A 24825-nucleotide genomic window follows, 5' to 3' on the forward strand; every position below is an offset into this window, starting at 1 on the left:
GGCTGAACTCAGGTGTGACCAGCACCACCATCGGCCGATACAGTACGCGAGTTATCAGCTACTGCTCCTGGTCTCGCGCCGCGGGGCCCAGTTGTCGTTTCCCCTCGCGAGGGGGTGCGCCCGGGCGGTTTCGTCCGCCGGAACCCGGGCGCGGTCGGTGTACAGGAGGACATTGATGTCCGGGACCTCATTAAGTGGTTCTAACGTCACATTTGTCATCGTCGCCCTGGTCTTCGCGCTTGTCGCGCTGGGCTTTGCGGCGATGTTCGTCCAGTCGGTTCTCAAGGCCGGCCGGGGCACCAAGAACATGCAGGAGATCGCCGGGGCCGTCCAAGAGGGCGCGTCGGCCTACCTGTTCCGCCAGTTCAAGACCCTCGCCATCTTCGTGGTGATCGCGGTCGTCCTGCTCTTCCTCCTGCCGGTGCACGACACCGACAACGAGGTATGGGTCAAGATCGGACGCTCGCTGTTCTTCATCGTCGGCGCGGTGTTCAGCTCGTTCATCGGTGGCGCGGGCATGGCCCTCGCGACCCGGGCCAACCTGCGGGTGGCCGCGGCGGCGAGCGAGAACGGCGGCCGCGAGACCGCGATGGGCATCGCCTTCCGCACCGGCGGTGTGGTCGGCTTCCTCACGGTCGGCCTGGGCCTGTTCGGCGGCGCGCTGGTCGTGCTGATCTTCCGGAGCGACGCCCCGACGGTGCTCGAGGGCTTCGGCTTCGGCGCGGCGCTGCTCGCCATGTTCATGCGCGTCGGTGGCGGCATCTTCACCAAGGCCGCGGACGTCGGCGCCGACCTGGTCGGCAAGGTCGAGCAGGGTATCCCCGAGGACGACCCGCGCAACGCCGCGACCATCGCCGACAACGTGGGCGACAACGTCGGTGACTGCGCCGGTATGGCGGCCGACCTGTTCGAGTCGTACGCGGTGACCCTGGTCGCCGCCCTGATCCTGGGCCAGGTCGCGTTCGGCCAGGACGGCCTGATCTTCCCGCTGATCGTGTCGACCGTCGGCGTCGTGATCGCCATCCTCGGTGTGTTCATCACCCGGCTGCGGCCGAGCGACCGCAACGGCCTGACCGCGATCAACCGGGCGTTCTACATCTCCGCCGTCATCTCCGCGGTCATCGTCGCCGTGGTGAGCTTCCTCTACCTGCCGTCCACGTTCGCCGGCTTCAACGACGAGGGCATCTCGCCGGAGGTCGTGGCCAGTGGCCGTGACCCGCGCTGGATCGCGATCGGCGCGGTCGTCATCGGCATCGTGCTGGCCGCCGCCATCCAGGCGCTGACCGGCTACTTCACCGAGACCAACCGCCGTCCGGTGCAGGACATCGGCAAGTCGTCGCAGACCGGTGCGGCCACCGTCGTGCTGGCCGGCATCAGCGTCGGCCTCGAGTCCGCGGTCTACTCGGCGCTGCTGCTCGGCGCGGGTGTGTTCGGCGCGTTCCTGCTAGGTGGCTCGTCGCTCACCCTGTCGCTGTTCGCCGTCGCGCTGGCCGGCACCGGCCTGCTGACCACGGTCGGCGTCATCGTCGCCATGGACACGTTCGGCCCGATCTCCGACAACGCGCAGGGCATCGCCGAGATGTCCGGTGACGTCGACGAGAAGGGCGCGCAGATCCTGACCGAGCTCGACGCGGTCGGCAACACCACCAAGGCGATCACCAAGGGCATCGCGATCGCGACGGCCGTGCTCGCCGCCACCGCGCTGTTCGGCTCGTACACCAACAGCCTGGCCACGTCGCTGGCCGACGCCGGCATCACGCCGGACGCGGTCGGCGCCGAGATCCTCGGTCTGCTGAACATCTCGAACCCGCGCAACCTGGTCGGTCTGCTGATCGGCTCGGCCGTGGTGTTCCTCTTCTCCGGCCTGGCCATCAACGCCGTGTCCCGCTCGGCGGGCGCGGTCGTCATGGAGGTCCGCCGTCAGTTCCGCGAGTTCCCCGGCATCATGGACCGCACCCAGCGGCCCGAGTACGGCCGCGTGGTCGACATCTGCACCCGGGACGCGCAGCGCGAGCTGCTCACCCCCGGTCTGCTGGCGATCATGGCGCCGATCGCCGTCGGCTTCGGCCTCGGCGCCGGCGCGCTGGCGTCCTACCTGGCCGGTGCGATCGGCACCGGCACGCTGATGGCGGTGTTCCTGTCCAACTCCGGTGGGGCCTGGGACAACGCCAAGAAGCTGGTCGAGGACGGCAACTTCGGCGGCAAGGGCTCCGAGGCGCACGAGGCGACGATCATCGGTGACACGGTCGGTGACCCGTTCAAGGACACCGCGGGCCCGGCCATCAACCCGCTGCTCAAGGTCATGAACCTGGTCTCGCTGCTGATCGCCCCGGCCGTCGTGGCCTGGAGCATCGGCAACGACCAGAACGACCCGCTGCGCATCACCATCGCGATCGTCGCCGCGGCGCTCATCGCGGGCGCGGTGGTGTGGAGCAAGCGCAAGCCGATCTCGATGGGCGACGACACCCCGACCCCGTCGGCCGGCGACAGCACGCCGACCGCGAAGGTCACCGCCTGAGCATCGTCAAGGGCACACGCGGGGCACTCGGCGACGCCGGGTGCCCCGCACCATAGATGAGGTTGTCGGACCTTGCCCGTACGCTGCTTCCCATGCGCCCGGCCCGACCCCTCGTTCTACTTGTTCTTCTCGCGCTCACCACACCCCTCGCCGCCTGTTCCGGGGCGCACAGTGCCCGCGCCTGGGCGGCCTCGGTGTGCACCACTCTCGAGCCGTGGCGCAGCGAGATCGGCTCGCTCACGACGCGCACCCAGCAGCAGATGGACACCGCCACCACTCCGCGTCAGGCCAAGGAAAACCTGATGCGGCTGTTCGGCGGGGCGGCCGACGCGAGCGAGAAGGCGCGGGCCGGGGTGGCCAAGGCCGGAGTGCCCGACGTGGACGACGGCGCCCGGATCGCCGACGGCTTCACCGGTTCGCTGGCGGCCACGCGCGACGCCTATTCGCGCGCTCAGAGCGGCATCGAGGCGCTTCCGACCGCTCCCGCGCAGACCTTCTATCAACAGGTGACCCAGGTCGTGCAGCAGTTGCAGACGGATTATCAGGCGAGCGGCCTCGACACCAGCAAGCTCGGCTCGACCGAACTGAAGGCCGCCTTCGACGAAGTGCCCGAGTGCCGGTGAGATGACCGAGACGGGGTGGCCGCTGATCCCGCGCGAGGTGCTCCCCGCGCCGGTTCCGGCTGCCAAGCGCCCCGCTCATCCCCGTGCCGTCCCGCCGCATGACGCCGGTCGCCAGTTGCCGTTTTTCGGCGCCGAGACCACCGAGCCGTCGCCGGCCGATCTCACGGGCCTGCTGGCCGGGCCGGGCGTGCTCGGGCGGATGGGTGGCACGGCGCGCGTGCTGGTGCCGGTCGACGCCGCCTGGCGGGTGCACGTGCTGGTGGCCGAGCTGGTCATCCGCGGCTTGGTGGTCAACTGGCGTCCCATTCAAGATCAAGAGCAGGATTCCGACGTACGCGATGTCGTGTATGCGCCGTTCGAGGATGATTCGGTTCCGGATCTCGACGTGATTGCTGAAGCTCCGGCGCAACCCAATAAAACGGAAATGCCGGAAAAACCTGGTGATATGGCTCCAGCGGAGATCGACGTCGTCGAGCCGGAGGAGCTCGCCGGCGGGGAGGAGCCGCAGGCCGAGGGGGAGCCCGAGCCCGAGCCTGAGCCCCAGCCCGCCGGTCCCAGGTTCGAGGTGCTCACGGCGTACTCCCGGAGGTTGAACGGTCTTGCTCAGGCCTGGCCCCAGGCAGCCGCGCAGCTTTTCCTGAGCGGTCCGCGACTGCGCCTGTGGGTGGCCGCCGCCGGCGAGCCGATTCCCGGCGGCTACGCGCTCGGGCTCGACCCGGCCAAGGACGTGGCCGAGATCGATGCCGCGCTGGTCCGGGCCGGTCTCGCCGGGCGCGTGTCGGAGGACGGCCGGCACTATCGGATCCTGGGCAAGCGGCGGGTCGCCCGGCTCGCTGAGCTGGTCGGAGACCGGCCCGCCGCCGCGCCGGAACGACTCTGGCCCGGCGGCGCGGCTGCATGATCTTCCTGGATTGTGTGCGACACGACAGCATGGTCCCGGTGTACGGTGTCGCCGTTGGAGGCATACGGTGGCCGGACCGTTACCATCCGACTCCGGGGTTCCCCGGGAATGCAGACTCATCCGGCGCGTTACGTTGAAAGTCTGTGATCCGCTGCGCCGAAGAGCGGAATGCTGAGTTGCGAAGTTTGGGAGTGCCGTGCCGAGTGAAGCCAGGACGACCCGTCTGGTCATCGTCGAATCCCCGTCGAAGGCCAAGACGATCGCCGGTTATCTGGGCCCCGACTATCTTGTCGAGGCCTCCATCGGCCATGTCCGCGATCTGCCCAAGAACGCCGACGAGGTGCCCGAGCAGTACAAGGGTGAGTCGTGGGCTCGGCTGGGCGTCGACGTCGACAACGGCTTCCACCCGCTCTATGTGATCTCGGCCGATCGCAAGCAGCAGATCGCCAAGCTGAAGAAGCTGGCCAAAGAGGTCGACGAGATCTTCCTGGCTACCGATGAGGACCGCGAGGGCGAGGCCATCGCGTGGCACCTCCTCGAGACGATCAAGCCCAAGGTCCCCGTGCACCGGATGGTCTTCCACGAGATCACCCGGCCCGCGATCCAGGCCGCCGTGGCCAACCCGCGCGAGATCGACAAGAACCTGGTCGACGCGCAGGAGGCCCGCCGCATCCTCGACCGGCTGTACGGCTACGAGGTCAGCCCGGTGCTCTGGAAGAAGGTCATGCCGAAGCTCTCGGCCGGCCGCGTCCAGTCGGTGGCGACCCGCATCGTGGTCGAGCGTGAGCGTCAGCGCATGGCGTTCCGCACGGCGGAGTACTGGGACATCAACGCCCTGCTGGCCGTCCAGGGCCAGGTCGAGGGTCCGCGCCAGTTCGGCGCCACGCTGATCGCGCTCAACGGCGACCGGATCGCGACCGGCAAGGACTTCGAGCCCACGACCGGCCGTCTCAAGCCCGGCGCGGCCGTGGTGCAGCTCGACGAGAGCGGCGCCCGGGGTCTCGCGGCCCGGCTCGAGGGGCAGAACTTCACGGTCAACCGGGTCGAGGAGAAGCCGTACCGCCGCCGGCCCTATCCGCCGTTCATCACCTCGACGCTGCAGCAGGAGGCCGCCCGCAAGCTGCGCATGTCGTCGGCCCAGGCGATGCGCACGGCCCAGCGCCTCTACGAAGAGGGCTACATCACTTACATGCGTACCGACTCGGTCAACCTGTCGGAGACGGCCATCGCGGCCGCCCGCCGGCAGATCGCCGAGCTCTACGGCGAGCGCAGCGTCCCGCCGGAGCCCCGCCACTACAAGGGCAAGGTCAAGAACGCGCAGGAGGCGCACGAGGCCATCCGGCCCGCCGGTGACACCTTCCGCACTCCTGCCGAGCTGGCCGGGGAGCTTTCCGGCGACGGGTTCCGGCTCTACGAGCTGATCTGGCGCCGCACGGTCGCGTCGCAGATGACCGACGCGGTCGGCAACTCGATCTCGGTGCGCATCCGGGCCGTCTCCACCGCGCAGGAAGAGGTCGACTTCGGCGCCACCGGTAAGACGATCACCGAGCCGGGCTTCCTGAAGGCGTACGTCGAGTCGTCCGACGACGAGAACGCGGAGGCCGAGGACGCCGAGCGCCGCCTGCCCAACCTCGTCAAGGACCAGCCGCTCGACGCCGACGAGCTGAACCCCGCGGGTCACCACACCAGCCCGCCGGCTCGTTACACCGAGGCGTCGCTGGTCAAGGCGATGGAGGAGCTGGGCATCGGCCGCCCCTCCACGTACTCGTCGATCATGCAGACGATCCAGGACCGCGGTTACGTCGAGAAGCGCGGACAGGCGCTGATCCCGACGTTCATCGCGTTCGCGGTGATCAACCTGATGGAGCAGCACTACCCGCGGCTGGTCGACTACGGCTTCACGGCCGCGATGGAGAACGACCTCGACGGCATCGCGGGCGGTGACCACGCCTCGCTCGACTTCCTGACCTCCTTCTACTTCGGCAGCCAGACCGCCGGGGCGGACGACGAGATCGCCCGGGCCGGTGGCCTGCGCAAGATGGTCACCGAGAACCTGAGCGCCATCGACGCTCGCCTGATCAACTCGATCCCCCTCTTCGATGACGAAGAAGGGAGGCGCATCGTGGTGCGGGTCGGTCGTTTCGGGCCGTACCTGCAACGTCAGCCCCAGGACGCGACCGACGAGCAGGCGAACGACAAGTCGAACCGCGTCTCGATCCCCGAGGGGGTCGCGCCCGACGAGCTGACCCCCGAGAAGGTCAAGGAGCTGTTCCTCGGCGGTGGCGGCGAGCGCAGCCTGGGTGACGACCCGCAGACCAAGGAGCCGGTGCTGATCAAGTCGGGCCGGTTCGGGGCGTACGTGCAGAGCGGCGAGCGGCGTGGTTCGCTGTTCCGGTCGCAGACCCCCGAGACGCTCACCCTCGAGCAGGCGCTCCAGCTGCTGACCCTGCCCCGCGTGGTCGGCAAGGACCCCGAGGGCAACGAGATCACTGCGAAGAACGGCCGCTACGGCCCGTACGTGCAGCGCGGCACCGACTCGCGTTCGCTGGCGACCGAGGAGCAGCTGTTCACGGTCACCCTCGACGAGGCGCTGGCGTTGCTGGCCGCCCCGAAGACCCGCGGGCGGGGCGCGGCCAAGCCGCCGCTTCGCGAGATGGGTCCCGACCCGGTGACCGAGCTGGCGATGGTCATCAAGGACGGCCGGTTCGGGCCGTACGTGACCGACGGCGAATACAACGCGTCGCTGCGCGGCGACCAGACCCCCGAGAACCTGACCATCGAGCAGGCGTCGGAGATGCTGGCCGAGAAGCGGGCCAAGGGTCCGGCCCCCAAGAAGCGCACGGCCAAGAAGGCGCCGGCCAAGGCCGCGGGCGACACGGCGGCCAAGAAGGCGCCGGCCAAGAAGGCAGCGGCGAAGAAGGCCACGCCGGCCAAGAAGACCGCGGCCAAGAAGGCGGCCCCGGCCAAGAAGGCCGCGAACGGCGCGCCGGTCGCCGCCAAGAAGACGGCGCCGGCCAAGGCCGCGGCGAACGCGGAATAGGACGCCCTAGGCTCCGAGCACCCGGTCCAGGTATTCGTTGGTGAACACCCGGGCCGGGTCGAGCCGGTCGCGCACGGCCACGAAGTCGTCGAACTTCGGATAGACCGGGCGCAGATCTTCGGCCGTACGGTAGTGCAGTTTGCCCCAGTGCGGCCGCCCGCCGAGCGGCTGGCAGACGGCCTCGAACGCCCGGAAGTAGGGCTCGTAGGGCGCGCCGGTGAACTGGTGCACCGCCACGTACGCCGAATCCCGGCCGTAGCCGTGCGAGAGCCACACATCGTCGGGGCCGGTGAACCGCACCTCGACCGGGAACTGGATCTTGAACGGCAGCCCGTCGATGATCCGCGGCAGCGCGCCCAGCACCTCGGGCAGCGCCTCACGCGGGATCTCGTACTCCATCTCGGTGAAGTGCACCCGCCGCGGCGTGCAGAAGACCCGGTCCGAGCGCTCGGTGTACGTCCGGGCGGTGAGGGCCCGGGCGGCGATCGACTGCACGGTGGGGACGATGGCCGGAACCCGGCGGCCGACCTCGCAGACGCCCTGCCAGACGGTGTTGGCCAGGAACTCGTCGTCCATCCAGCCGCGGAAGCCGGACAGCGGACGGTCGTTCTCGGCGACCCGGTTGTTGCGCTTGAGCTGCGCCCGGTCGGTGTACGGATACCAGTAGAACTCGACGTGATCGTTGGACGGGATCCACTCGTCCAGGCCGGCCAGCACGTCGGTCAGGGCCATCGGCCGCTCGTCGGCCAGCAGCGTGAACGCCGGGACACAACGCAGCGTCACCTCGACCAGGATGCCCAGGGCGCCGATCCCGAGGCGTACGGCGGGAAAGATCTCGTCGTTCTTGCCGATCTCGAGCACTTCACCGGAGGCGGTGACCAGCTTGACGGCCTCGACACAGGTGGCCAGGGTGCAGTGGTCGGCGCCGGTGCCGTGCGTCCCGGTGGAAATGGCGCCGGAGATCGTCTGCGCGTCGATGTCGCCCAGGTTGGGCATGGCCAGCCCGTGCGTGGCCAGGATCTCGTTGAGTTTCCAGAGCGGCATCCCGGCCTGCACGGTGACCAGCGGTCCATCGACCGAGACGAGATCGGTCAGCCGGTGCATGAGCATCCGCTGGTCGTTGGCGACCGCGATATCGGTGAACGAATGGCCGCTGCCGACGACCTTGACCCGGCGTCCGGTTCCCGACGCCTCCTTGACGTGGCCGACGACCTCGTCGACAGTGCCAGGGGTCAGGACGTCGACGGCGAGTGACTGCTGGTTGCCGCCCCAGTTGATCCAGCGGCGCGCATTCCGAGGGGTAGTCATTCAGGCTTTGTCCTCCGTACGAGCGGACAGCCGCACCGCGCGTCCCGTCGATGCCCCTCGCTCGTTGATCCGAGTAACGTTCCGATTATCACTGCTGAGAGGGAGTGGCGACGCGTGTCGACACCAACCGTCACCACCGGGCCGCTGCGGCGTGTCCCGGTGCAGGGCAGAAGCGTTGCCCGGGTCCAGCGCATGCTCGACGCCTGCGCCGAGCTCGTGGACGAGGTCGGCTATGAGGGCCTGACCACGACGCTTCTGGCCGAGCGCGCCGAGGTCGCCATCGGCTCGGTCTACCAGTTCTTCCCGGACAAGCGGGCGATCGTCCAGGCGCTGGCCATGCGCAACATGGATGCGTACCTGCAGGGTCTGTCCGACCGATTCGGCAACGAGACGTTCGCCCACTGGTGGGACGGCGTCGACGCGGCGATAGACATCTTCATCCACATGCACCGCTCCGTGCCCGGCTTCCGCACGCTGCACTTCGGCGACGTGGTCGACGTGCACCTGCTCGACGTCGAGCGCGACAACAACGCGGTCATCGCCGAGCGCCTGGCCGAGCTTCTGGTCGACCAGTTCCAGCTCATGGATCGTCAGCGGCTGCGGTTCTCGCTCGAGATCTCGGTCGAGGCGGCGGACGCGCTGATCAAGCTGGCCTTCCGGCGCGACCAGGGCGGTGACGAGGCCGTGCTGACCGAGGCCAAGGCCCTGATCCGGGAATACCTGCATCGCCACGTCACGAACTGACGGGTCAGCCCAGGAAAGCATGACCCTCCCCCCGGTACGTCGGGGCCGGCGTCGCTGACTCGCCGTCGACCAGCTGAAGCTCGTTGACGTGCTCGCACAGCTCGCCGGCCTTGGCGTGACGGAACCAGACGCGGTCGCCGGGCCGCAGCGTGTCGGCCACCGCCCCGACCAGCGGCGTCTGCACCTCGCCCGGCCCCTCGTCGGGCTTGAACTTCAGGCCCTCAGGCAGCCACGGCGTCGGCTGCCGGGACGTCTCGGCCGGTCCCGACGCGATCCAGCCGCCGCCGAGCACGGTCGCGATCCTCGGTGCCGGGCGGCGCACGACGCTGAGCGCGAAGAACGCGGCCGGGGTCGGGCGCCACGCCGAATAGGCGTCGAACAGCGTCGGCCCGTACAGGCCCGAACCGGCGGTGACCTCGGTGACCACGGGGTCGGCGCCGGTCGCGGCCACGCTGCCGGTGCCGCCGGCGTTCACGAATTCGAGGTCCGTGTGCTCCCGTACGGCCGCCACCGCCTCGCCTCGCCGCCGGACGATCTCGGGGAACGAGCGCGACTGCATCAGGCGGATCGCGCGGCCCCGCAGCGCCTGCCCGGGTGGCAGGTCACCCAGCCCGGCGATCTGGGCCTCGTACGACATCATCCCGACCAGCTTGAAGCCGGGGCGGGCGGTGATCCGGCGGGCGAGGGCCGACGCCTGACCGGCCGAGTGGATGGGGGAGCGGCGCACGCCGACGTGCAGGGCGGCGGTGGGGCGCCAGGAAGAGTCGAGATCCAGACACAGCCGTACGGCGGGGCGGGCGCCGGGCGGGGTGACCTGGTCGACCAGATCGAGGTGCGACGGGTGGTCCACCATGATCGAGATGGCGTCGGCCAGCTTGGCGTCGGAGGTCAGCTCGCGCAGCGCGGCGCGGTCGGCCGTCGGATAGGCCACCAGGACGTCGTCGGTCAGGCCGGTGCGGACGAGCCAGATCGCCTCGGGCAGCGTGTAGGCCATCACGCCGTGCCAGCCGGGGCGGGCGAGGACGCGTTCCAGCAGCGTACGGCAGCGCACCGACTTGCTGGCCACGCGCAGCGGCTTGCCTCCGGCGCGCTCGGACAGCCGGGCGGCGTTGTCGTCGAAGGCCGCGAGGTCGACCGCCGCCACCGGCGTCTCGAGGTGGGCGGTGGCCCGGTCGAGCCGCGTCTGCAAGGCCTTGCGCTCCTCGATCACGCCCGCACCGTATCTCCGTTCCCATCAATGCGAAAGCTCTTCACTTATTCGCTACCCGAACGTGGGTAACCCGGTGGCTTCGAGCCGCCCGATAGAGTGCACCCTGCGGTAATCACGGGAGGTACGGCCATCGACACCGAAAAGCGGGAATCCGGCCCGGTCGACTTGTCGGGCGCGGCGGCGCTGCGCTCGGTGCTTCGCATCCGGCCGTTCCGCCGCCTCTGGCTCGTGCTCGGCCTCGCCTCGTTCGGCGACTGGATCGGCCTGCTGGCCACCGGCATCTTCGCCGCGGCCCAGTTCGAGAGCAGCGCCGGCCAGGGCGCCGCCTTCGGTGGCACGATCGCCGTGCGCCTGCTCCCCGCCCTGCTGCTGGGCCCGATCGCGGGCGTGTTCGCCGACCGGTTCGACCGGCGCTACACGATGGTCATCACCGACCTCATCCGGTTTGTGTTCTACGGGTCGATCCCGCTCGTCCCGCTGTTCGGCGGGTCCCCGGCGGTCACCGTGGCCTGGGCGACCATCGCCACGTTCATCGGCGAGACGATCACGCTGATCTGGATCCCGGCCAAGGAAGCCGCGGTGCCCAACCTCATCCCGAAGTCGCGGATCGAGGTCTCGAACCAGCTCACGCTGGTCACCACGTACGGCATCACGCCGATCCTGGCCGCGCTGGCGCTGTCGGCCCTCACCGCGGGCATCCAGCAGTCCGGCGCGAGCCTGCCCGACTGGGCCCAGCCCGTGCAGATCGCGCTCTATCTCAACGCGATCTCCCGGCTGGTCACGGCGATCACCGTCTTCTTCGGCATCAAGGAGATCGGCGGCAAGAGCGCGGAACGCCAGGAGGCCGCCCAGCAGCAGAGCATGACCCGCCAGTTCCTCGACGGCTGGAAATACATCGGGACCACCCCCCTCGTACGGGGTCTGGTGCTCGGCATCTTCGGCGCGTTCGCGGCCGGCGGCGTGGTGATCGGCGCGGCCAAGACCTTCGCGACCTCGCTGGGCGCCGGTGAAGCGGCGTTCTACCTGCTCTTCGGCACCATCTTCATGGGTCTGGCGGTCGGCATCGGCCTCGGCCCCATGATCATCCGCGATCTGTCCCGTCGTCGCTGGTTCGGCATGAGCATCGTGCTGGCCAGCGGCTCGGTGATGTTCCTCGGTGTCGCCTTCCACCTCTCGATGGCCCTGGTCGGCGCGCTGCTCGTCGGCGCGGGCGCGGGCATGGCCTTCCTGGCCGGCACGACACTTCTCTACGGCGAGGTCGACGACGCCGTACGGGGAAGGGTCTTCGCCGTCGTCCAGATCGGCGTGCGGATGGTGCTGCTGCTGGCCATCACGCTGTCCGGATTCCTGGTCGGCCTGGGCAGCTCCCGCCGCGTCGAACTCGGCGCGGTGCACTTCGACGTCTCCTCGACCCGCGTGCTGCTGCTGGTCGCCGGCGCGATCGGCGTCTTCGTCGGCATCAGCTCGTTCCGCCAGATGGACGACAAGCGCGGCGTGCCGGTGCTGGCCGACCTGTGGGGCTCCCTGCGCGGACGCCCGCTCGCGCCCGGCGAGCAGTTCGTGCGCAGCGGCATCTTCGTGGTCTTCGAAGGCGGCGAGGGCGCGGGCAAGTCGACCCAGGTGACCCGGCTGGCCGACCGTCTGCAGGCCGAGGGCCATGACGTGGTGGTCACCCGGGAGCCCGGCGCGACGGATGTCGGGGCCCGCATCCGTCAGCTGGTGCTCGACAAGAGCGAGGCGCCGTCGCCCCGGGCCGAGGCCCTGCTCTACGCGGCCGACCGCGCCCACCACGTGGCCACCGTCGTCCGCCCGGCCCTGGCCCGGGGCGCCGTGGTGATCAGCGACCGCTACGTCGACTCGTCCCTGGCCTACCAGGGCGCCGGTCGCACACTGCCGGTCGCCGAGATCTCATGGCTGTCCTCCTGGGCCACCGGCGGCTTGAAGCCCGACCTGGTCGTTCTGCTCGACGTCGACCCCGGCGTCGGCCTCAACCGGGTCGACTCCCGCGGCGAGGGCACCGACCGCCTGGAGAGCGAGTCCCGTCCGTTCCACGAGCGGGTGCGGTACGCCTTCCTCGACCTGGCCGCCGCCGACCCGAAGCGCTACCTGGTCCTCGACGCGGCCCGCCCGATCGACGAAATCACCACCGCCGTGGGCGACCGCCTGTCCGCCCTGCTGGGCGGCACCGAAACGCCCCACCCGGCTCCCGCCTCGACCGACCTGCCCCCGGGTCCCGACTTCCAGGCCCCCGACCTGACCGCCGCCTCGGAACGCCGGGTAGGCCCCCTCGACCGGCGATCCACCGCATCGCCGGAGGCCGGGTCCTCGGAGCCCGCCAGCGCGGCGCCGGAACCCGCCTCCGTGGCTTCGGGGCCGGGGTCCGCCGCTGATTCCGAGCTGTCCACCGCCGATCTGGCTGCACCGACCGAGCCGATCCCGGCCGAGGCCACTCAGCGGATCGCGCCCACGCCGTCTGCGGATGCCGGTGACGCCACTCAGCGGATCGCGCCTACGCCGTCTGCGGGTGCCGGCGACGCGACGCAGTCGATCGCGAGCCGTTCGGTGGCCGATGGCACCGACTTCACGCAGCCCGTCGGGCCCACGCCGACCTCGGATGCCGGCGACGCGACGCAGTCGATCCCGGGCCGTTCGGTGGCCGATGGCGCCGACTTCACGCAGCCCATCGGGTCCACGCCGACCGCGGATGCGGGCGACGTTACGCAGTCGATCCCGAGCCGTTCGGCGGCGGACAGCGTCGACCTCACCCAACCGATCGCGAGCCGGTCGGCTGCGGATGGCGCGGATCTGGCACAGCCGGTCGCGAGTCGGCCGGCGGCGGATGGTGCCGACGTCACGGAGCCGATCGCGCGGCCGGTTGCCGCCGAGCGCCGGGACAGGGGGCACAGCGAGGAACCGCTGGAGGAGATGGCCGAGCTGCTCGGGATCAACGACGACGAGACTCCGGACGGCCCCTACAGCCGCCGCTGACCTCAGCCGCGCCAGAGGTTCAGCATCATGGCTTCCACGGCGATCTCGGGCTTGACGTTTTCGTCGATGGCCTGACGGCAGGCCAGCACCGCCTCGAGACGGCGCAGGGCGCTCTCGGGGGACCACTTGCCCGCCGCGGCCTCGGACTGGCCGGCCACGTCGGTGTGCACCACGCCGACCGGGGCGCGCAGGTTGGTGATCAGGACGTCTCGGTAAAAACCGGCCAGGTCGACCAGCGCGCGGTCCAGGGCGTCGCGTTTCGAGCGCGTGGCCCGCGACTTCTGCCGGCGCTCCAGGTCTTTGAGCTGGCCGGCCGCGCCGCGCATGGCCCCGGCCGCGCCGCGGCCCGTGCCGCCCGCACCCAGGGCCTGCTCGAGGGCCGAACGCTCGGACGCGTCGGTCTCGACCAACTGCTCCGCCGCCTCGGCCTCGGCCGCCTTGATCAGCGCGCTCGCCGCCTCGAAGCACGCGCCCACCCCGGTCAGTCGGCGCGGCACCGACAGCACGGCCTCGCGCCGCCCGCGGGCCTCGGTGTCGTTGGCCAGCCGCTTGGCCCGCCCGACGTGCCCCTGCGCCGCGGCCGCGGCCCACGCGGCGACGTCGGGCGCGATGCCGTCACGACGAACGAGGACCTCGGCCACCGCATCGGCCGGCGGCTGCCGCAACGCCACCACCCGGCAGCGCGAGCGGATCGTCACCGAGATGTCGTCGGGATGGGTCGACGGCGTGCACAGCAGGAAGACCGTGCGCGGCGGCGGCTCCTCGATCGCCTTGAGCAGCGCGTTTCCCGCCTGCTCGGTGAGCCGGTCGGCATCCTCGATGACGACGACCTGCCACCGGCCGCCCGAGGGGGCGCTCGCCGCCCGCAGCACCAGGGCGCGCATCTCGTTGACGCCGATCGACAGGCCCTCGGGGACCACGAACCGTACGTCGGCATGGGTCTTGCCCAGAGTGGTGTGGCAGCCGTGGCACTCACCGCAACCGGCCCCGTCACGCAGGCACTCGAGCGCCGCCGCGAAAGCCCGCGCAGCCACCGAGCGCCCACTGCCCGGCGGGCCCGTGAAGATCCAGGCGTGGGTCATCGCGCCGGCGCCCACCTGCTCACCGGCGACGACCCGGGCCGCGGCCGCCGCTGCCTGTCGCAGCGTGGCGACGGGCTCTTTCTGGCCCACCAGATCGGCGAAGACGTCACTCACGGCACTGATGGTATTGCGCACCTCCGACAAAACCTCATCCGTCATCCACAGGCTCGGGAGTTATCCACAGTGGAAAACCCGGCGTAGCGAAGGAGTCACTCTTCCGGGTACGTTCTGGTCCCGGTGCGCGACGGCGTATTGACACACGGTGAGGAGCCTCGGCATGGCGCGGGAGATCGACGAGGCGTGGATCAGCGAAGCCATCGAGAGGCATCGACGCGTTGAGCAGTTGCGCGGTGATTACGAACGAGCGGTCGAGTCTCACCACGTCTCGGTCCACTCACCCGACGATTCGATCGAGGTCACGGTGACCGCCTCCGGCCAGATAACCGACATCCAGATCCACGGCGGGCTGCAGCATCGCCGGCCGGCCGAGTTCTCCCGCGAGCTTCAGGCCACGGTCGCCAACGCGGCCGAGGCGGCCGGCTGGGCCCGCGACAAGCTCCATGACGAGATCTTCGGTAAGCGGCGCTCGCTGGGCGAGGCCTGAGATGGACCGCTTGGCCGACCGCCTCGACCAGGCCGCCGACGCGCTGACCGCGCTGTCCCGCGAGGTCCCCTCGTTGCGGACCGCCTCGCGTGCGTTCGTCACGCTGCCCGTCGGCGCGAGCGAAGGGGGCGGCGCCGGTCTGCCGGGCCGGGTGGGGCGCGCGCTCCACGACCACTGGGTCGCGGTGCTCGAAGCCCGAGCGCACGAGGCGTCCGCGTCGGCCGCGCGCCTGACCGCGATGGCCGGCTCGGTGCGAGCGACCCGGCGTGACTATGCCGAGACCGACGAGGCGGTCCAGGGCCGCTTCACCCGGGAGATGTGATGGACCGGCTCGACGAGGTGCTCGACTCCGCGACCCCGCTGCTGCGCCGGGCCGAAGAAGTGTTCGAGTTGGCCGGTGCTCCGCCGGGTCATGCTGTCTGGGGGCACCTTCGACGCGTACGTCTCCTGCCCGTCGATGCCACCCGAGCGGTGGCCGAGTTGCGCCCGGCGGCGCTGGTCGAGGCCGAGCCGGAACTCCGCGCCGGCGCCCGGGTCTGCGTCGAGGCCGCCGCCGCGCTGCCGCCGCCCGGCGAGTGGGAGGGCGAGGCCGCCGAGGCTTACGACGATCAGCGCCGACGTGCCGCCACGCATCTCTCGGGTGGCCACGACGGTCTCGACGAGCGCTTCGAGGCGACCGCCGACCTGGCTGCGGCCCTGCATGACTGGATGGTTGGTGCGCGCGATCACCTGGCGTCCGCGCTGACCGAGGTTCTGACCTCGGCCGAGGCGCTGACCCTGACCGCTCCGGCCAGCTTCCCGCCCACTGCCGCCGAGGCCGAGGCCGCCGCCAACTTGGTGGCCCACGTCCTGCGTACGGTCGCCGACGACTACGCCGAGGCCGAAGATCTGCTGGACGGGTCGCAGCCGCTGGCCGTGTCGGTCCCCCTGTAAGCGGGAGGGCTGTGAGCATGGACGTGGCGCCGCATTCGGATAACCGGAAAGAATTCCGAATGCGACGCCGCGTCCTCCTGCACCCCCCGCAGGTCTGGGGACTACTCAACGCTACTGATCGATGGATGTCTCGGTCTCCGGGAGCCTTCGGGCCACTCGGTGGACCAGGAGGAGACAACCGTTCGGGTCCGACTCATCCGTCAGGAGATCGACATCTCTCCATCCGGACGACCCCGGTTCCGGTAACCGTGACTTCGACTCCGGTTACGCGTACGAGGGAACGGGCGGCCTCCCCACCGAGAGCCGGAAGGCCGCCCGCACGTGATCACACCCGAGTGATCACGAGTGGGAGCGCCGCCGCCGCAGGCCGAACAGCACGGCCCCGATTCCGGCCAGCAGCAGACCGCCGCCGATCATGGCGACCCGGTCGAGCCTCGGGCCCGTCACCGGAAGACCGCCGCCCGAGCCGGACGGCGCCTCGGGGGTCTCGGGCGACACCGCGGCCGCCTCCAGCACGCCGAACGACATGCTCAGCGAGACCGCGGGCTTGCCGTAGCCGCCCTGGCCGCGCCCCTCCGAGTCCGGCGCCTGGCTCAGCGCGACCTTGATCGCGGCGGCCCGGGCGGCGATCGCGTTGCCCTTGATGGCGTGCCGCACGTCGCCGAGCGAGACACGCACCCTCACGCCCTTCGCGGGCAGGGTGGCCGACTCCGGTTCCGGCGTGGCCACCGGCGGCAGACCCGGGATGCTGGGCACGGGCAACGGCCCGCCCCTGGTGAGGCTGCCCAGGTCGGTCAGCGGCGCCGACTCCAGCGCCCGCTGGCCGGGAGTGAGCGCGAAGTCGACGTGCTCGCCCGCGGCCTGCAGACGCTTGGTCGGCATGCCCTCGCCGGAAACCTCGACGATCGCGGGACGGTAGCTGACCTTGCCGCCGGCCGTGGCCGACATGGCCGCCTCGAGGGTGGGCGCCCGCAGCACCCGGACGGTGACCTTGCCGCCCGCCAGTTCGATGCGCCCCGCGGTGACGGTCGACCGGGCCACCGTACGGGCCTGGTCGTGGTGTTCGATCGCGGTCGTGCCCCGGCTCGTCATCGTGCCCGGCACCCGGACCAGCGCACCACGGCCGCTGCCCAGCAGGGTCATGCTCGTGAGGGAGGTCTCGGCGCGGCCCGTCTCGCCCGCGGTGCGGCCGCACGCCATGCCGGCTTCCCACTGGGCGTGCGTGCCGATCCGGCCCTTGCCGAGGCGCAGCGGTCCCGCCTTCGACGCGGGGATCGAGCGCTTGGCCCCATTGGCGTTGGTCGGCGGCGCCTTCTGCAGCAGCGGCTTCGCGATCGCCTCATTGCCGGAACGGCCGTCGAGCATCCGGGCGTACGCGGCCGACGCGACCTTGGCCGGGGCGATCATCGCCGTACGGGCCTCGCCGACCCCGATGCCGGCGAGCGTCGCGCTCCTGGCCCGCTTGTTCGAAACCTCGCCGCCGTCACCCCGGGCATCCTCCGCCCCGGGCTCACGGGCATCCTGCGCCCCGGGCTCACGGGCATCCTTCGCCCCCGGCTCGGCGGTGTCCGACCCGTCGTTGCCGGACCCGTCGCTGTCCGAGCCGTCACTGCTGGAGTCTCCGCCGTCCGAGTCGTTGTCCTCACCGACCGGCTCCCCGCCGCCCACGCCCTCGGCCAGGCCGCCCACGCGCTCGGTCAGGCCATCCATGTCCTCGCCGACCGGCTCCCCGCCGCCTGCGCCCCCGGTCAGGCCGTCCACGAGCTTGCCGGTGAGCGGGCCTCCCACACCCGCGGTCGGCCCGCCCGCGACCTTGTCGATCGGCTTTCCGCCGCCCGCGCCCCTGGTCAGGCCACCTACGACCTCGCCGCCCCGATCGGCGATTCGGCCCAGCGGCCCACCCTCGGCCGCCGGCACCCCGTTGGTCCCGGTTCCCGACTTCGGGGCAATACCCAGATAGCCGAGCGCCCCCATGCCGGTCATGCCGATGCCCTCGCTCGGCGTGTCGCTGTCCTCGGGGTCGGGAATGACCGCGTCGGCGCCACTGCTCAGCACCCCGGCGGCCCGGCCACCACCTGCCTTTTCGTCCCGTCCGTCCGGAATTTCGGCCCGCTCCGTGACGGGTGCGCTCACCTGGAGCTTGGTGATCCGTGCGATCTCGGCGCCGGACTGCGCCGCGAAGTTCTCGGCCCGTTCGCAGGACCCGGGCGCCGCGAGTGCGGGCTGCGGTGCGGTGAAAGCGCTCGCGAAACCGAGCGCGACGACACTTGCGGCCAGCGACCTGGCGGACGTCATGTGGCAGTTCCCTCCGGAGATGGGCCGCGAACGAGCGGCGTCTACGGGTCTGGCCAACGACGGTCGATTCGGGCGGTTGCGATGCATCTATGCGACAACCCCGATGGGTACCCCAAAACAGGCATTTGGTGCGGGCCTGTTGGCGTCGTAGGGTGGAGAGCATGGGCATGCTGTGCGCGGTCAGCTTCAATCGGTACGGCCGCCTCTACTACCTTGATCCGGGCGAGTTCTCGCCCCAGGTCGGCGACCGTGTGCTGGTGCCCACGGATGACGGCCCCGAGGTGGCGGAGTGCGTCTGGGCGGCGCAGTGGGTGAGCGAGGAGACGTCGGGCTTCCCGAAGGTCGCCGGGCTCGCCGACGACACCGATCTGCGGCGCGACGAGCTGCTGCGGAAGCGCAAGGCGGAGGCCAAGGTCGCCGCCAAAAAGCTGATCAAGGCGCACGAGCTGCCGATGAAGGTCGTCGCCGTCGATCACGTGCTCGATCAGGCCGGCGCCGGCAGTGCCCGCACGACGATCTACTTCACGGCCCCGCATCGAGTCGACTTTCGTTCCCTCGTACGGGATCTTGGTGCGACCCTGCACTGCCGCGTGGAATTGCGGCAGCTCTCCGCGCGTGACTCCGCCCGCGTGCAGGGCGGCATCGGTTCCTGCGGCCGCGACCTGTGCTGCGCGACGTTCCTGACCGACTTCGAGCCGGTCACCATCCGCATGGCCAAGGACCAGGACCTGCCCCTCAACCCGCTACGCATCTCGGGCGCCTGCGGCCGGCTCATGTGCTGCCTCAAATACGAGCACCCGCTCTACCAGAAGTTCCAGGCCACGGCCCCCGCCGTCGGCAGCCGGGTGTCGACCCCCGAGGGCGACGGCCGGGTCGTGGCCCACAGCGTCCCCAAGGACGCGGTCGTGGTCCGCATGGACGCCGACGGTTCCCGCTGCTCATGCAGCCGGGCCTCGGTCTGCGGCCCCCGCCAGGCCCACGACGAGCAATACAACTAGACGAGCAATACAACCAGGGCTCAGCTCACCTTGATCGGGTCCTCGATTCGTCGGGGCGTCAGGGGGTCGCGTGGGTGCAGCCACGGGCTGTCGGCGGCGCCGTCGGGGTCGGGGGTCCACTTGCGACTGACCTTGTCGACGGCGATCGGGTGGATGGTCAGGCTGCCGTCCTGCGCGATGTGCATACGCAGGAAGCTCTTGTGGTCCTCGATGCCCTGGCCCGCGAACAGTTCGTTGACGTTGACCCCGGCATACGACGCGATCAGCAGGTAGAGCGCCGTCAGCTGGGTGGCGACGAAGCCGATGACCGGGCCGTAGAGTACCGCGGCCACGACCAGCGGGCTGGGCCACGCCCAGTCATGGAACGGCAGCACCAGCCAGAGCCACGTGCCGACGACCGCCAGCCCGATGTGGGCGAAACCGTGCAGCAGCCCGGCTATCCAGTGTCGTGCGTGTTTGGGCCGGTCGGCCTTGGGCGGCTGGGCGAACGCCACCGACCCCGCGATGATCAGCACCAGCATGACGGTCAGCGGGATGCTGAACAGCCGCGTGATGATGCCCGTGTTGCCGGCCGACGCCCCGGCCATGGCCAGCATGGTCAGCACGTGGATGATGCCGAGCATCGTGACGAAGCCCGGGTTGCGCGTGGGCACCCGCCGGAACACGCCCCACCCGAGTCGCCGCGAGCTCTTGGCGTCCGGATAGGACTCTTGCAACCCGTACGGGCGGCTGACGCTGCGATTGCGGGTCAACGTGTCGGGCGGGGGGACGACCAGTTCCTCCGGCAGCTGTTGCGTGCCGACCAGATAGGCCCCGCCGCCCCCGCACGTGATCAGCTCGCGCCCGGGGTCGCTGTAACGCGCGTAGTGGTGGAGGTCGCCGGAGACGAGCACCCGCGTGGTCGCGCCGGTCGGGTCGAGGATCTTGCGGATGAAGTAGTCGATCGCGTCGTAGTCCTCGGGGCGGTCGGCGGACTTGACCCACTTAGGCGACGGCATCATGAGGATCACGCGATCGTCCGGGCCGAGCTGATGGGCCGCCTGCTCGAAATACAGCAGCTGGGGATCGTCGATGTACGCCCCGAACTGCTCGTCGATCGCGAACAACCACCAGTTGGCCGGCAGCTTGACCGCGAAATAGGACCGGCGCTGCTCGGTGCGCCAGCCGCCGATGTGGCCGTCCTTGCGGCGGGCGAAGAGCCGGATGAACGCGGTCAGACCGTCGTACCAGTCGTGGTTGCCGGGCAACGCGAACAGCGTGGGCTGCGGCGAGCCGGTCGGCGGCTCGGGCAGGGCCGCGCGATAGGGCCCCTTCATCCGGCTCTCGTAGCCGTCGCCGCTGGCCAGCGGATAGACCTGATCGCCACCCATCAGCAGCAGCCGGCCCCGGGGCAGGGTGTCGCCGTCGAGCTGCAGAGCGGGCTGGGCCAGCAGGTAGGCCACCGAATAGGTCGCGTCGAAACCGTCGCCCAGGTCGGCCACATAGTCGAGCCAGAGCTCGCCGTCCTCGGTCTGCGAGTGGTCGAACCAGCCGCCGTCGAGGGCGTTCTGCAGCTCACGCTTGTCGAGATAGGCCCCGAAGAGGGTGGCCAGCAGGGCGCGAAGGCCGGTGTTGAGCAGCAGAAGCGGGGCCAGCCAGCCGACCGGCCGCTGCGGTGTGAAGCCGAGCTCCTGCGGTTCCATGCTGCTGGGCCGGCGCGGCACGACCTGACCCGTGGGGACAGGTGGGGGGTGATCGTCGGTCACGTCAGGCACATTAGTCCCGCCCTCCGACAGAAGCCTGTCCGATTGCCGCGGGCTGAGGGACCCACCCCGGCGTGGCGTCCGGGGCCGATACCGTACACTTGACTCTCGTTGCCGCCTTAGCTCAGTCGGCTAGAGCGACGCACTCGTAATGCGTAGGTCGACGGTTCGATTCCGTCAGGCGGCTCAGATTGATGCCCTGACCAGCGGAGACGCTGGTCAGGGCATTTTTTCATTGATGGGGCTTCGAGTGACCCCCGAAAACTTCCCGGGGTCGCCCTTCTCAGCGAAGACGTGACACCTAGCGCGGATCATGGTCTGCGGGGCGCGGTTACTCTCATCGCAGGAGTTCCCAGGTCACGGGGAAGGAGTCGCGTCGTGTTGTTGCCGGATCTCGTTGCCCAACTCGGTCAGAACGTGCGGCTCCACCATGTCGGCCAAGAGCATGTCGACGTGACCAGCGTCCGGTTTTTCGACTGGGCGGACGTCTCGGCGATCGGCCCAGGCTGCCTCCTGCTGGCCCTCGGGGTGGCAGACCGCGAATCGGGCCGGGCGGTGCTGTCGGAGGTCGAGCAGCGGCACGCCGCGGGGGTGGTGTTCCGGGCCGGAGTCTGCGACGGCCTTCCCCTCGGCGAGGTCGCGGTGCTGGAGTCCACGCACGACGTCGACTGGGGGCACGTGCACGCGCTGGTGCGGGCCGCGATCCAGGCCTCCGGTGTGCGGGTGCCGGGTGTCGACATCGAGTCGGACCTGTTCGACCTGGCCAACGTGGTCGCGATGGCGGCGCAGGGCGCGGTGCTGGTGGAGGACGCGGCCAAGAACATCCTCGCGTACTCGACGGTGGAGGACCAGGAGATCGACTGGGTGCGCCAGCGGGGCATCCTCCAGCGGCGGGTTCCGCACACCGACCAGACCGACCGGGCCTACCGGGACGTGGCGCTCAGCCCCGGTCCGGTTCGATTCCCTCCGCTCAACGACCGGCATGGCCGGCTCGCGGTCGCCATCCGGGCCGGCGGTGAGCTGCTGGGCTCCATGTGGGTCGTCGACGTCGACGGTCAGGCCCCATCCGACGCGCTGCAACTGCTGGCCGACTCGGCCGAGCTGGCCTCGCTGTACATCCTGAAGGAACGGACGCGGCGGGCGCTCGGGGCGTCGGCGTCCGACACGATGGCGAGCCAGCTCCTGCGCGGGGCGGGTGACGTCGCCTCGAACGCCGAGTGGGCGCGGCGGGCGGGCTCGAGCGTGGCGGTGGTGCTGGTGCCCGCCCAGGAGAAGGGCGCGGACTCCGTCCACTGGGCCGGCCGGGCCCGATCGTCCTTGAGCGTCTACCTCAGCGCCTTCCGCCAGCAGTACGCGATCACGGTGGAGGACGGCCGCCTGTACCTCATTCTCGGCCTTGGCCGCGAGCGCACCACCGACCTGGACCGGGTTCTGCAGGGCGTGGTCGAGCACCTGCGGCAGAGTCTGCGGGCCGACGTGGTCGCGGCGGTCGGTACGGTCGTGCCGGGCGTCGAGGAGATCCCGCGGTCCCGGCAGTCCGCCGATGAGCTGCTGAGCCTCCTGCAACGCCGGCCGGACCTGCCGCGGATCGCGACCTACGCGGACCTCGCCAGCGAGGTGCTGCTGCACCGGCTGGCCGAGAGCAAAGAGGCGCTCCGGCTGCTCGACGACGCCCGGCTGCACCGCCTGCTCGAGTCGGAACGACCTTCCGGCCAGGCCTACGTGAGCACCCTATGGGCATACCTGGACGCCCTCGGCGACACGGCGAAGGCCGCGAGCGTCTGCGGTGTGCACGCCAACACCGTCCGGTACCGGCTGCAGAAGATCCAGGAGCTGCTCGGGATGGACCTGGCCAACCCCGACGACCGCCTGGTGGTCTGGCTCCAGCTGCGGCTACTCGCCGGTGAGAATGCCTGGCGCGGCTGAGAACGGTGGCCGCCCGCCGGCTGCCCAGGCGTCGGCGACCTGAAGGACCCGTTCGACGACGAGGTCCATGGCGTCCAGCCAGAGCGGACCCGAGGCCTGCGCGATGTCGGAGAGCTCGGTGCAAGCGAGGAGGACCTCTTCCGCCCCCGTTGAGCGCAGGTCGGTCGCGGCGTCGTGAAGGTCGGTGAGCAGCCGGCGGCCGGGAACGCCGCTCTTGCGCGCCCGGATCAGGTCCATCACCCGCTCCTGCGCGACCGCCTCCGGTTCCACCACCTCGACCCCGACGCGGGCGAAGACCTGGCGGTAGAAGCCCGACGCGATCGTTCCCGATGTGGCCAGCAGGCCCAGCCGTCTGATCCCGGGGCGGTGTTCGGTCACACCCGCCGCGACGGCGGCGTCCCAGCGCAGCAGCGGTGCCGGGATGTCGGCGGCCAGGCCGGCCGCGAAGGCCGAGGCGGTGTTGCAGGGCATCACCAGGAATTCGGCGCCGGCGGCGGACAGCCGCCGGGCCATGGTCACCAGGTACGGCGTCGGGTCGGGCCCCAGGCCGAGGAGGGCCGCGGTGCGGTCGGGCACGGACGGGTCGTTGTCGACGAGGACATGCAGGTGGTCCTGGTCGCGCCCGGCCGGAGTGGCCTCGATCAGGCGGCGGAGGAACTCGGCCGTTGCCGCCGGCCCCATCCCGCCCATGACTCCCAGCACCGGGTGGCGCCGGCCGCCGGAGCGGATAACTCCGATGGACATCAGCGCTCGCCGTCCACCACGGCCGGCCCGGCCGGGCCAAGCAGCTCAGGGAGGCGGTCGGCCGGGAACGGCTCGCGGGAACGACCGGCGCGGCCGCCGATCTGAACGCTGTGGCACACCGAGTTGAGCACGGCCTCTTCGACGCACTCGGCGGTCGCGGTGAACGCCAGGTCGAGCGTCTCCTTCGCCAGGTCCGGCCCGCGCTCCGTCGAGAACGCGAGCACCACCTCGCCGCTGGAGCCGGAGGTGCTGCAACCGGTGCGGGCGAGCCCGTTCTGCGCCCGGCGCGCCAGCCGTTTCAACTGCGCGCAGTTGGCCGGCAGGTCGGTGGCGAGGATGACGATGACGGAGCCGCCGAGGCTGGGCGCGGTGACGTTCTCCGGCAGCCGCTGACCGACCGGCCGACCGGCGATGACCAGGTCTTCACGACGGCCGAAGTTCGTGAGGACAAGGGCCCCGACGTGGTGGCTTCCGCCGTTGAGCGGCAGGACCCGCGACGCGCTGCCGATCCCGCCGGCGAAGCCGAAGGTGCTCATCCCGACGCCGGCGCCCACCGGACCCTGTGGCACCGGCCCACCGGCGGCTTCTCGGATGGCCTCGGCGACCTCGGCCGCGCCCGGCCTGGCCACCCGCGGGTCGTTCATCCGGCTGTCGTTGCACTCCATCACCACGGCGTTGACGGATCGCCCGGACTCCTCGCTGCCGAGGTCGGGCTCTTCGACCAGCAGGTGGTCCACGAGCGCCCGGAGAACGTCGGGTACGCCGAACACGCCCGTGAGCGCGATGGGCGACTCGAGCTCGCCCAGCTCCTCGATCTGCATGAGGCCGACCGACTTGCCGTAGCCGTTGATGACATGGACCGCAGCGGGTACGGGGTGGCGGACCACGTCGCGACACGGGTTGACGACCGTGACACCCGTGCAGGTGCCCAGCTCGGGGGAGTAGAGCGTGGAGTGGCCCACGGTCACCCCCGGCACGTCGGTGATCCCGTTGCCGGCGCCGGGCGCGAACCTCCAGGCCGGCCCCATCAGCCGACGCAACTCGGCTGTCGGGTGCTGGCGGCCGCCGCCCTCGACGAGACTCATGCGAAGTGGACCCTCCTCGCCGGCGTCGGCGCCGGCATCGGTACGAACGGACCTTCGTCGGATCTGATCCGCCGGAGGGTCCCG

General features: G+C 70.7%; 17 protein-coding genes, 1 tRNA gene and 1 pseudogene. 12 read left to right on the forward strand and 7 right to left on the reverse strand.

Annotation, left to right across the window (positions count from 1 at the left end; translation table 11 throughout):
- The first annotated feature begins 175 nt into the window (after window positions 1–175).
- The 4 genes from ACZ3I4_RS00690 (at window position 176) to topA (ending at window position 7082) form a co-directional block, all read left to right on the forward strand.
- On the forward strand, window positions 176–2518 hold the full coding sequence (locus ACZ3I4_RS00690; protein ID WP_465379728.1) for a sodium-translocating pyrophosphatase: 2343 nt from the start codon (window positions 176–178) through the stop codon (window positions 2516–2518).
- 92 nt (window positions 2519–2610) lie between these two features.
- Window positions 2611–3141 (forward strand): hypothetical protein, encoded by a 531-nt coding sequence (locus tag ACZ3I4_RS00695; RefSeq protein ID WP_465379729.1) that lies wholly within the window; start codon window positions 2611–2613, stop codon window positions 3139–3141.
- Window position 3142: 1 nt separating this feature from the next.
- The gene (locus ACZ3I4_RS00700; RefSeq protein ID WP_465379730.1) at window positions 3143–4042 is read left to right on the forward strand and encodes a hypothetical protein; all 900 of its coding nucleotides are present in this window, start codon (window positions 3143–3145) and stop codon (window positions 4040–4042) included.
- Window positions 4043–4238: 196 nt separating this feature from the next.
- On the forward strand, window positions 4239–7082 hold the full coding sequence (topA, locus tag ACZ3I4_RS00705) for a type I DNA topoisomerase (RefSeq protein WP_465379731.1): 2844 nt from the start codon (window positions 4239–4241) through the stop codon (window positions 7080–7082).
- 6 nt (window positions 7083–7088) lie between these two features.
- Here topA and ACZ3I4_RS00710 read toward each other — a convergent pair whose 3' ends face one another.
- On the reverse strand, window positions 7089–8390 hold the full coding sequence (locus ACZ3I4_RS00710; RefSeq protein ID WP_465379732.1) for a D-arabinono-1,4-lactone oxidase: 1302 nt from the start codon (window positions 8388–8390) through the stop codon (window positions 7089–7091).
- Window positions 8391–8504: 114 nt separating this feature from the next.
- Between ACZ3I4_RS00710 and ACZ3I4_RS00715 the strand changes: the two genes are divergently transcribed.
- The gene (locus tag ACZ3I4_RS00715) at window positions 8505–9134 is read left to right on the forward strand and encodes a TetR/AcrR family transcriptional regulator (protein WP_465379733.1); all 630 of its coding nucleotides are present in this window, start codon (window positions 8505–8507) and stop codon (window positions 9132–9134) included.
- A gap of 4 nt (window positions 9135–9138) precedes the next feature.
- Here ACZ3I4_RS00715 and ACZ3I4_RS00720 read toward each other — a convergent pair whose 3' ends face one another.
- Window positions 9139–10344: an amino acid deaminase/aldolase gene (locus ACZ3I4_RS00720; RefSeq protein WP_465379734.1), complete on the reverse strand. Its 1206-nt coding sequence runs from the start codon at window positions 10342–10344 to the stop codon at window positions 9139–9141.
- A 228-nt stretch (window positions 10345–10572) separates the two neighbouring features.
- On the opposite strand from ACZ3I4_RS00720, the pseudogene tmk reads away from it, so the two are divergent.
- A pseudogene (gene tmk / locus ACZ3I4_RS00725) lies at window positions 10573–12759 on the forward strand (dTMP kinase); the annotation flags it as partial.
- Window positions 12760–13334: 575 nt separating this feature from the next.
- Here tmk and ACZ3I4_RS00730 read toward each other — a convergent pair.
- A complete protein-coding gene (locus ACZ3I4_RS00730; RefSeq protein ID WP_465379735.1) occupies window positions 13335–14528 on the reverse strand; it encodes a DNA polymerase III subunit delta' in 1194 nt (397 codons plus the stop codon).
- Between the two features lie 163 nt (window positions 14529–14691).
- Here ACZ3I4_RS00730 and ACZ3I4_RS00735 point away from each other — a divergent pair, with 163 nt between their 5' ends.
- The 3 genes from ACZ3I4_RS00735 to ACZ3I4_RS00745 are packed head-to-tail and all read left to right on the forward strand — an operon-like array spanning window position 14692 to window position 15951.
- On the forward strand, window positions 14692–15018 hold the full coding sequence (locus ACZ3I4_RS00735) for a YbaB/EbfC family nucleoid-associated protein (RefSeq protein WP_465379736.1): 327 nt from the start codon (window positions 14692–14694) through the stop codon (window positions 15016–15018).
- A gap of 1 nt (window position 15019) precedes the next feature.
- Window positions 15020–15340 carry a hypothetical protein gene (locus ACZ3I4_RS00740; RefSeq protein ID WP_465379737.1) on the forward strand — a complete coding sequence of 107 codons (321 nt, stop codon included), beginning with the start codon at window positions 15020–15022 and terminating at the stop codon, window positions 15338–15340.
- Window positions 15340–15951, forward strand: coding sequence for a hypothetical protein (locus ACZ3I4_RS00745; protein WP_465379738.1), 612 nt, complete (start codon window positions 15340–15342; stop codon window positions 15949–15951). Before ACZ3I4_RS00740 ends, ACZ3I4_RS00745 begins: the two co-directional genes overlap by 1 nt.
- 339 nt (window positions 15952–16290) lie before the next feature.
- Here the strand turns inward: ACZ3I4_RS00745 and ACZ3I4_RS00750 are convergent, their stop codons facing one another.
- Window positions 16291–18246, reverse strand: coding sequence for a hypothetical protein (locus ACZ3I4_RS00750; protein ID WP_465379739.1), 1956 nt, complete (start codon window positions 18244–18246; stop codon window positions 16291–16293).
- 161 nt (window positions 18247–18407) lie between these two features.
- Between ACZ3I4_RS00750 and ACZ3I4_RS00755 the strand changes: the two genes are divergently transcribed.
- Window positions 18408–19244 carry a PSP1 domain-containing protein gene (locus ACZ3I4_RS00755; protein ID WP_465379740.1) on the forward strand — a complete coding sequence of 279 codons (837 nt, stop codon included), beginning with the start codon at window positions 18408–18410 and terminating at the stop codon, window positions 19242–19244.
- A gap of 20 nt (window positions 19245–19264) precedes the next feature.
- On the opposite strand, the gene ACZ3I4_RS00760 is transcribed toward ACZ3I4_RS00755, so the two are convergent.
- On the reverse strand, window positions 19265–20989 hold the full coding sequence (locus ACZ3I4_RS00760) for a metallophosphoesterase (RefSeq protein ID WP_465379741.1): 1725 nt from the start codon (window positions 20987–20989) through the stop codon (window positions 19265–19267).
- 110 nt (window positions 20990–21099) lie between these two features.
- Here ACZ3I4_RS00760 and ACZ3I4_RS00765 point away from each other — a divergent pair.
- Together ACZ3I4_RS00765 and ACZ3I4_RS00770 are read left to right on the forward strand one after the other, a co-directional pair.
- Window positions 21100–21173 (forward strand) — tRNA-Thr (locus tag ACZ3I4_RS00765).
- A 266-nt stretch (window positions 21174–21439) separates the two neighbouring features.
- Window positions 21440–22912: a PucR family transcriptional regulator gene (locus ACZ3I4_RS00770; protein ID WP_465379742.1), complete on the forward strand. Its 1473-nt coding sequence runs from the start codon at window positions 21440–21442 to the stop codon at window positions 22910–22912.
- On the opposite strand, the gene cuyB is transcribed toward ACZ3I4_RS00770, so the two are convergent.
- Both cuyB and ACZ3I4_RS00780 read right to left on the reverse strand, forming a co-directional pair.
- Window positions 22880–23656, reverse strand: a complete 777-nt coding sequence (gene cuyB / locus ACZ3I4_RS00775) for a cysteate racemase (protein ID WP_465379743.1) — start codon at window positions 23654–23656, stop codon at window positions 22880–22882. The two genes, ACZ3I4_RS00770 and cuyB, sit on opposite strands and share 33 nt — an antisense overlap.
- Window positions 23656–24741: a P1 family peptidase gene (locus tag ACZ3I4_RS00780; protein WP_465379744.1), complete on the reverse strand. Its 1086-nt coding sequence runs from the start codon at window positions 24739–24741 to the stop codon at window positions 23656–23658. Before ACZ3I4_RS00780 ends, cuyB begins: the two co-directional genes overlap by 1 nt.
- Between the last annotated feature and the right edge of the window lie 84 nt (window positions 24742–24825).

It is taken from the genome of Actinoplanes sp. NPDC021490, assembly GCF_055562135.1.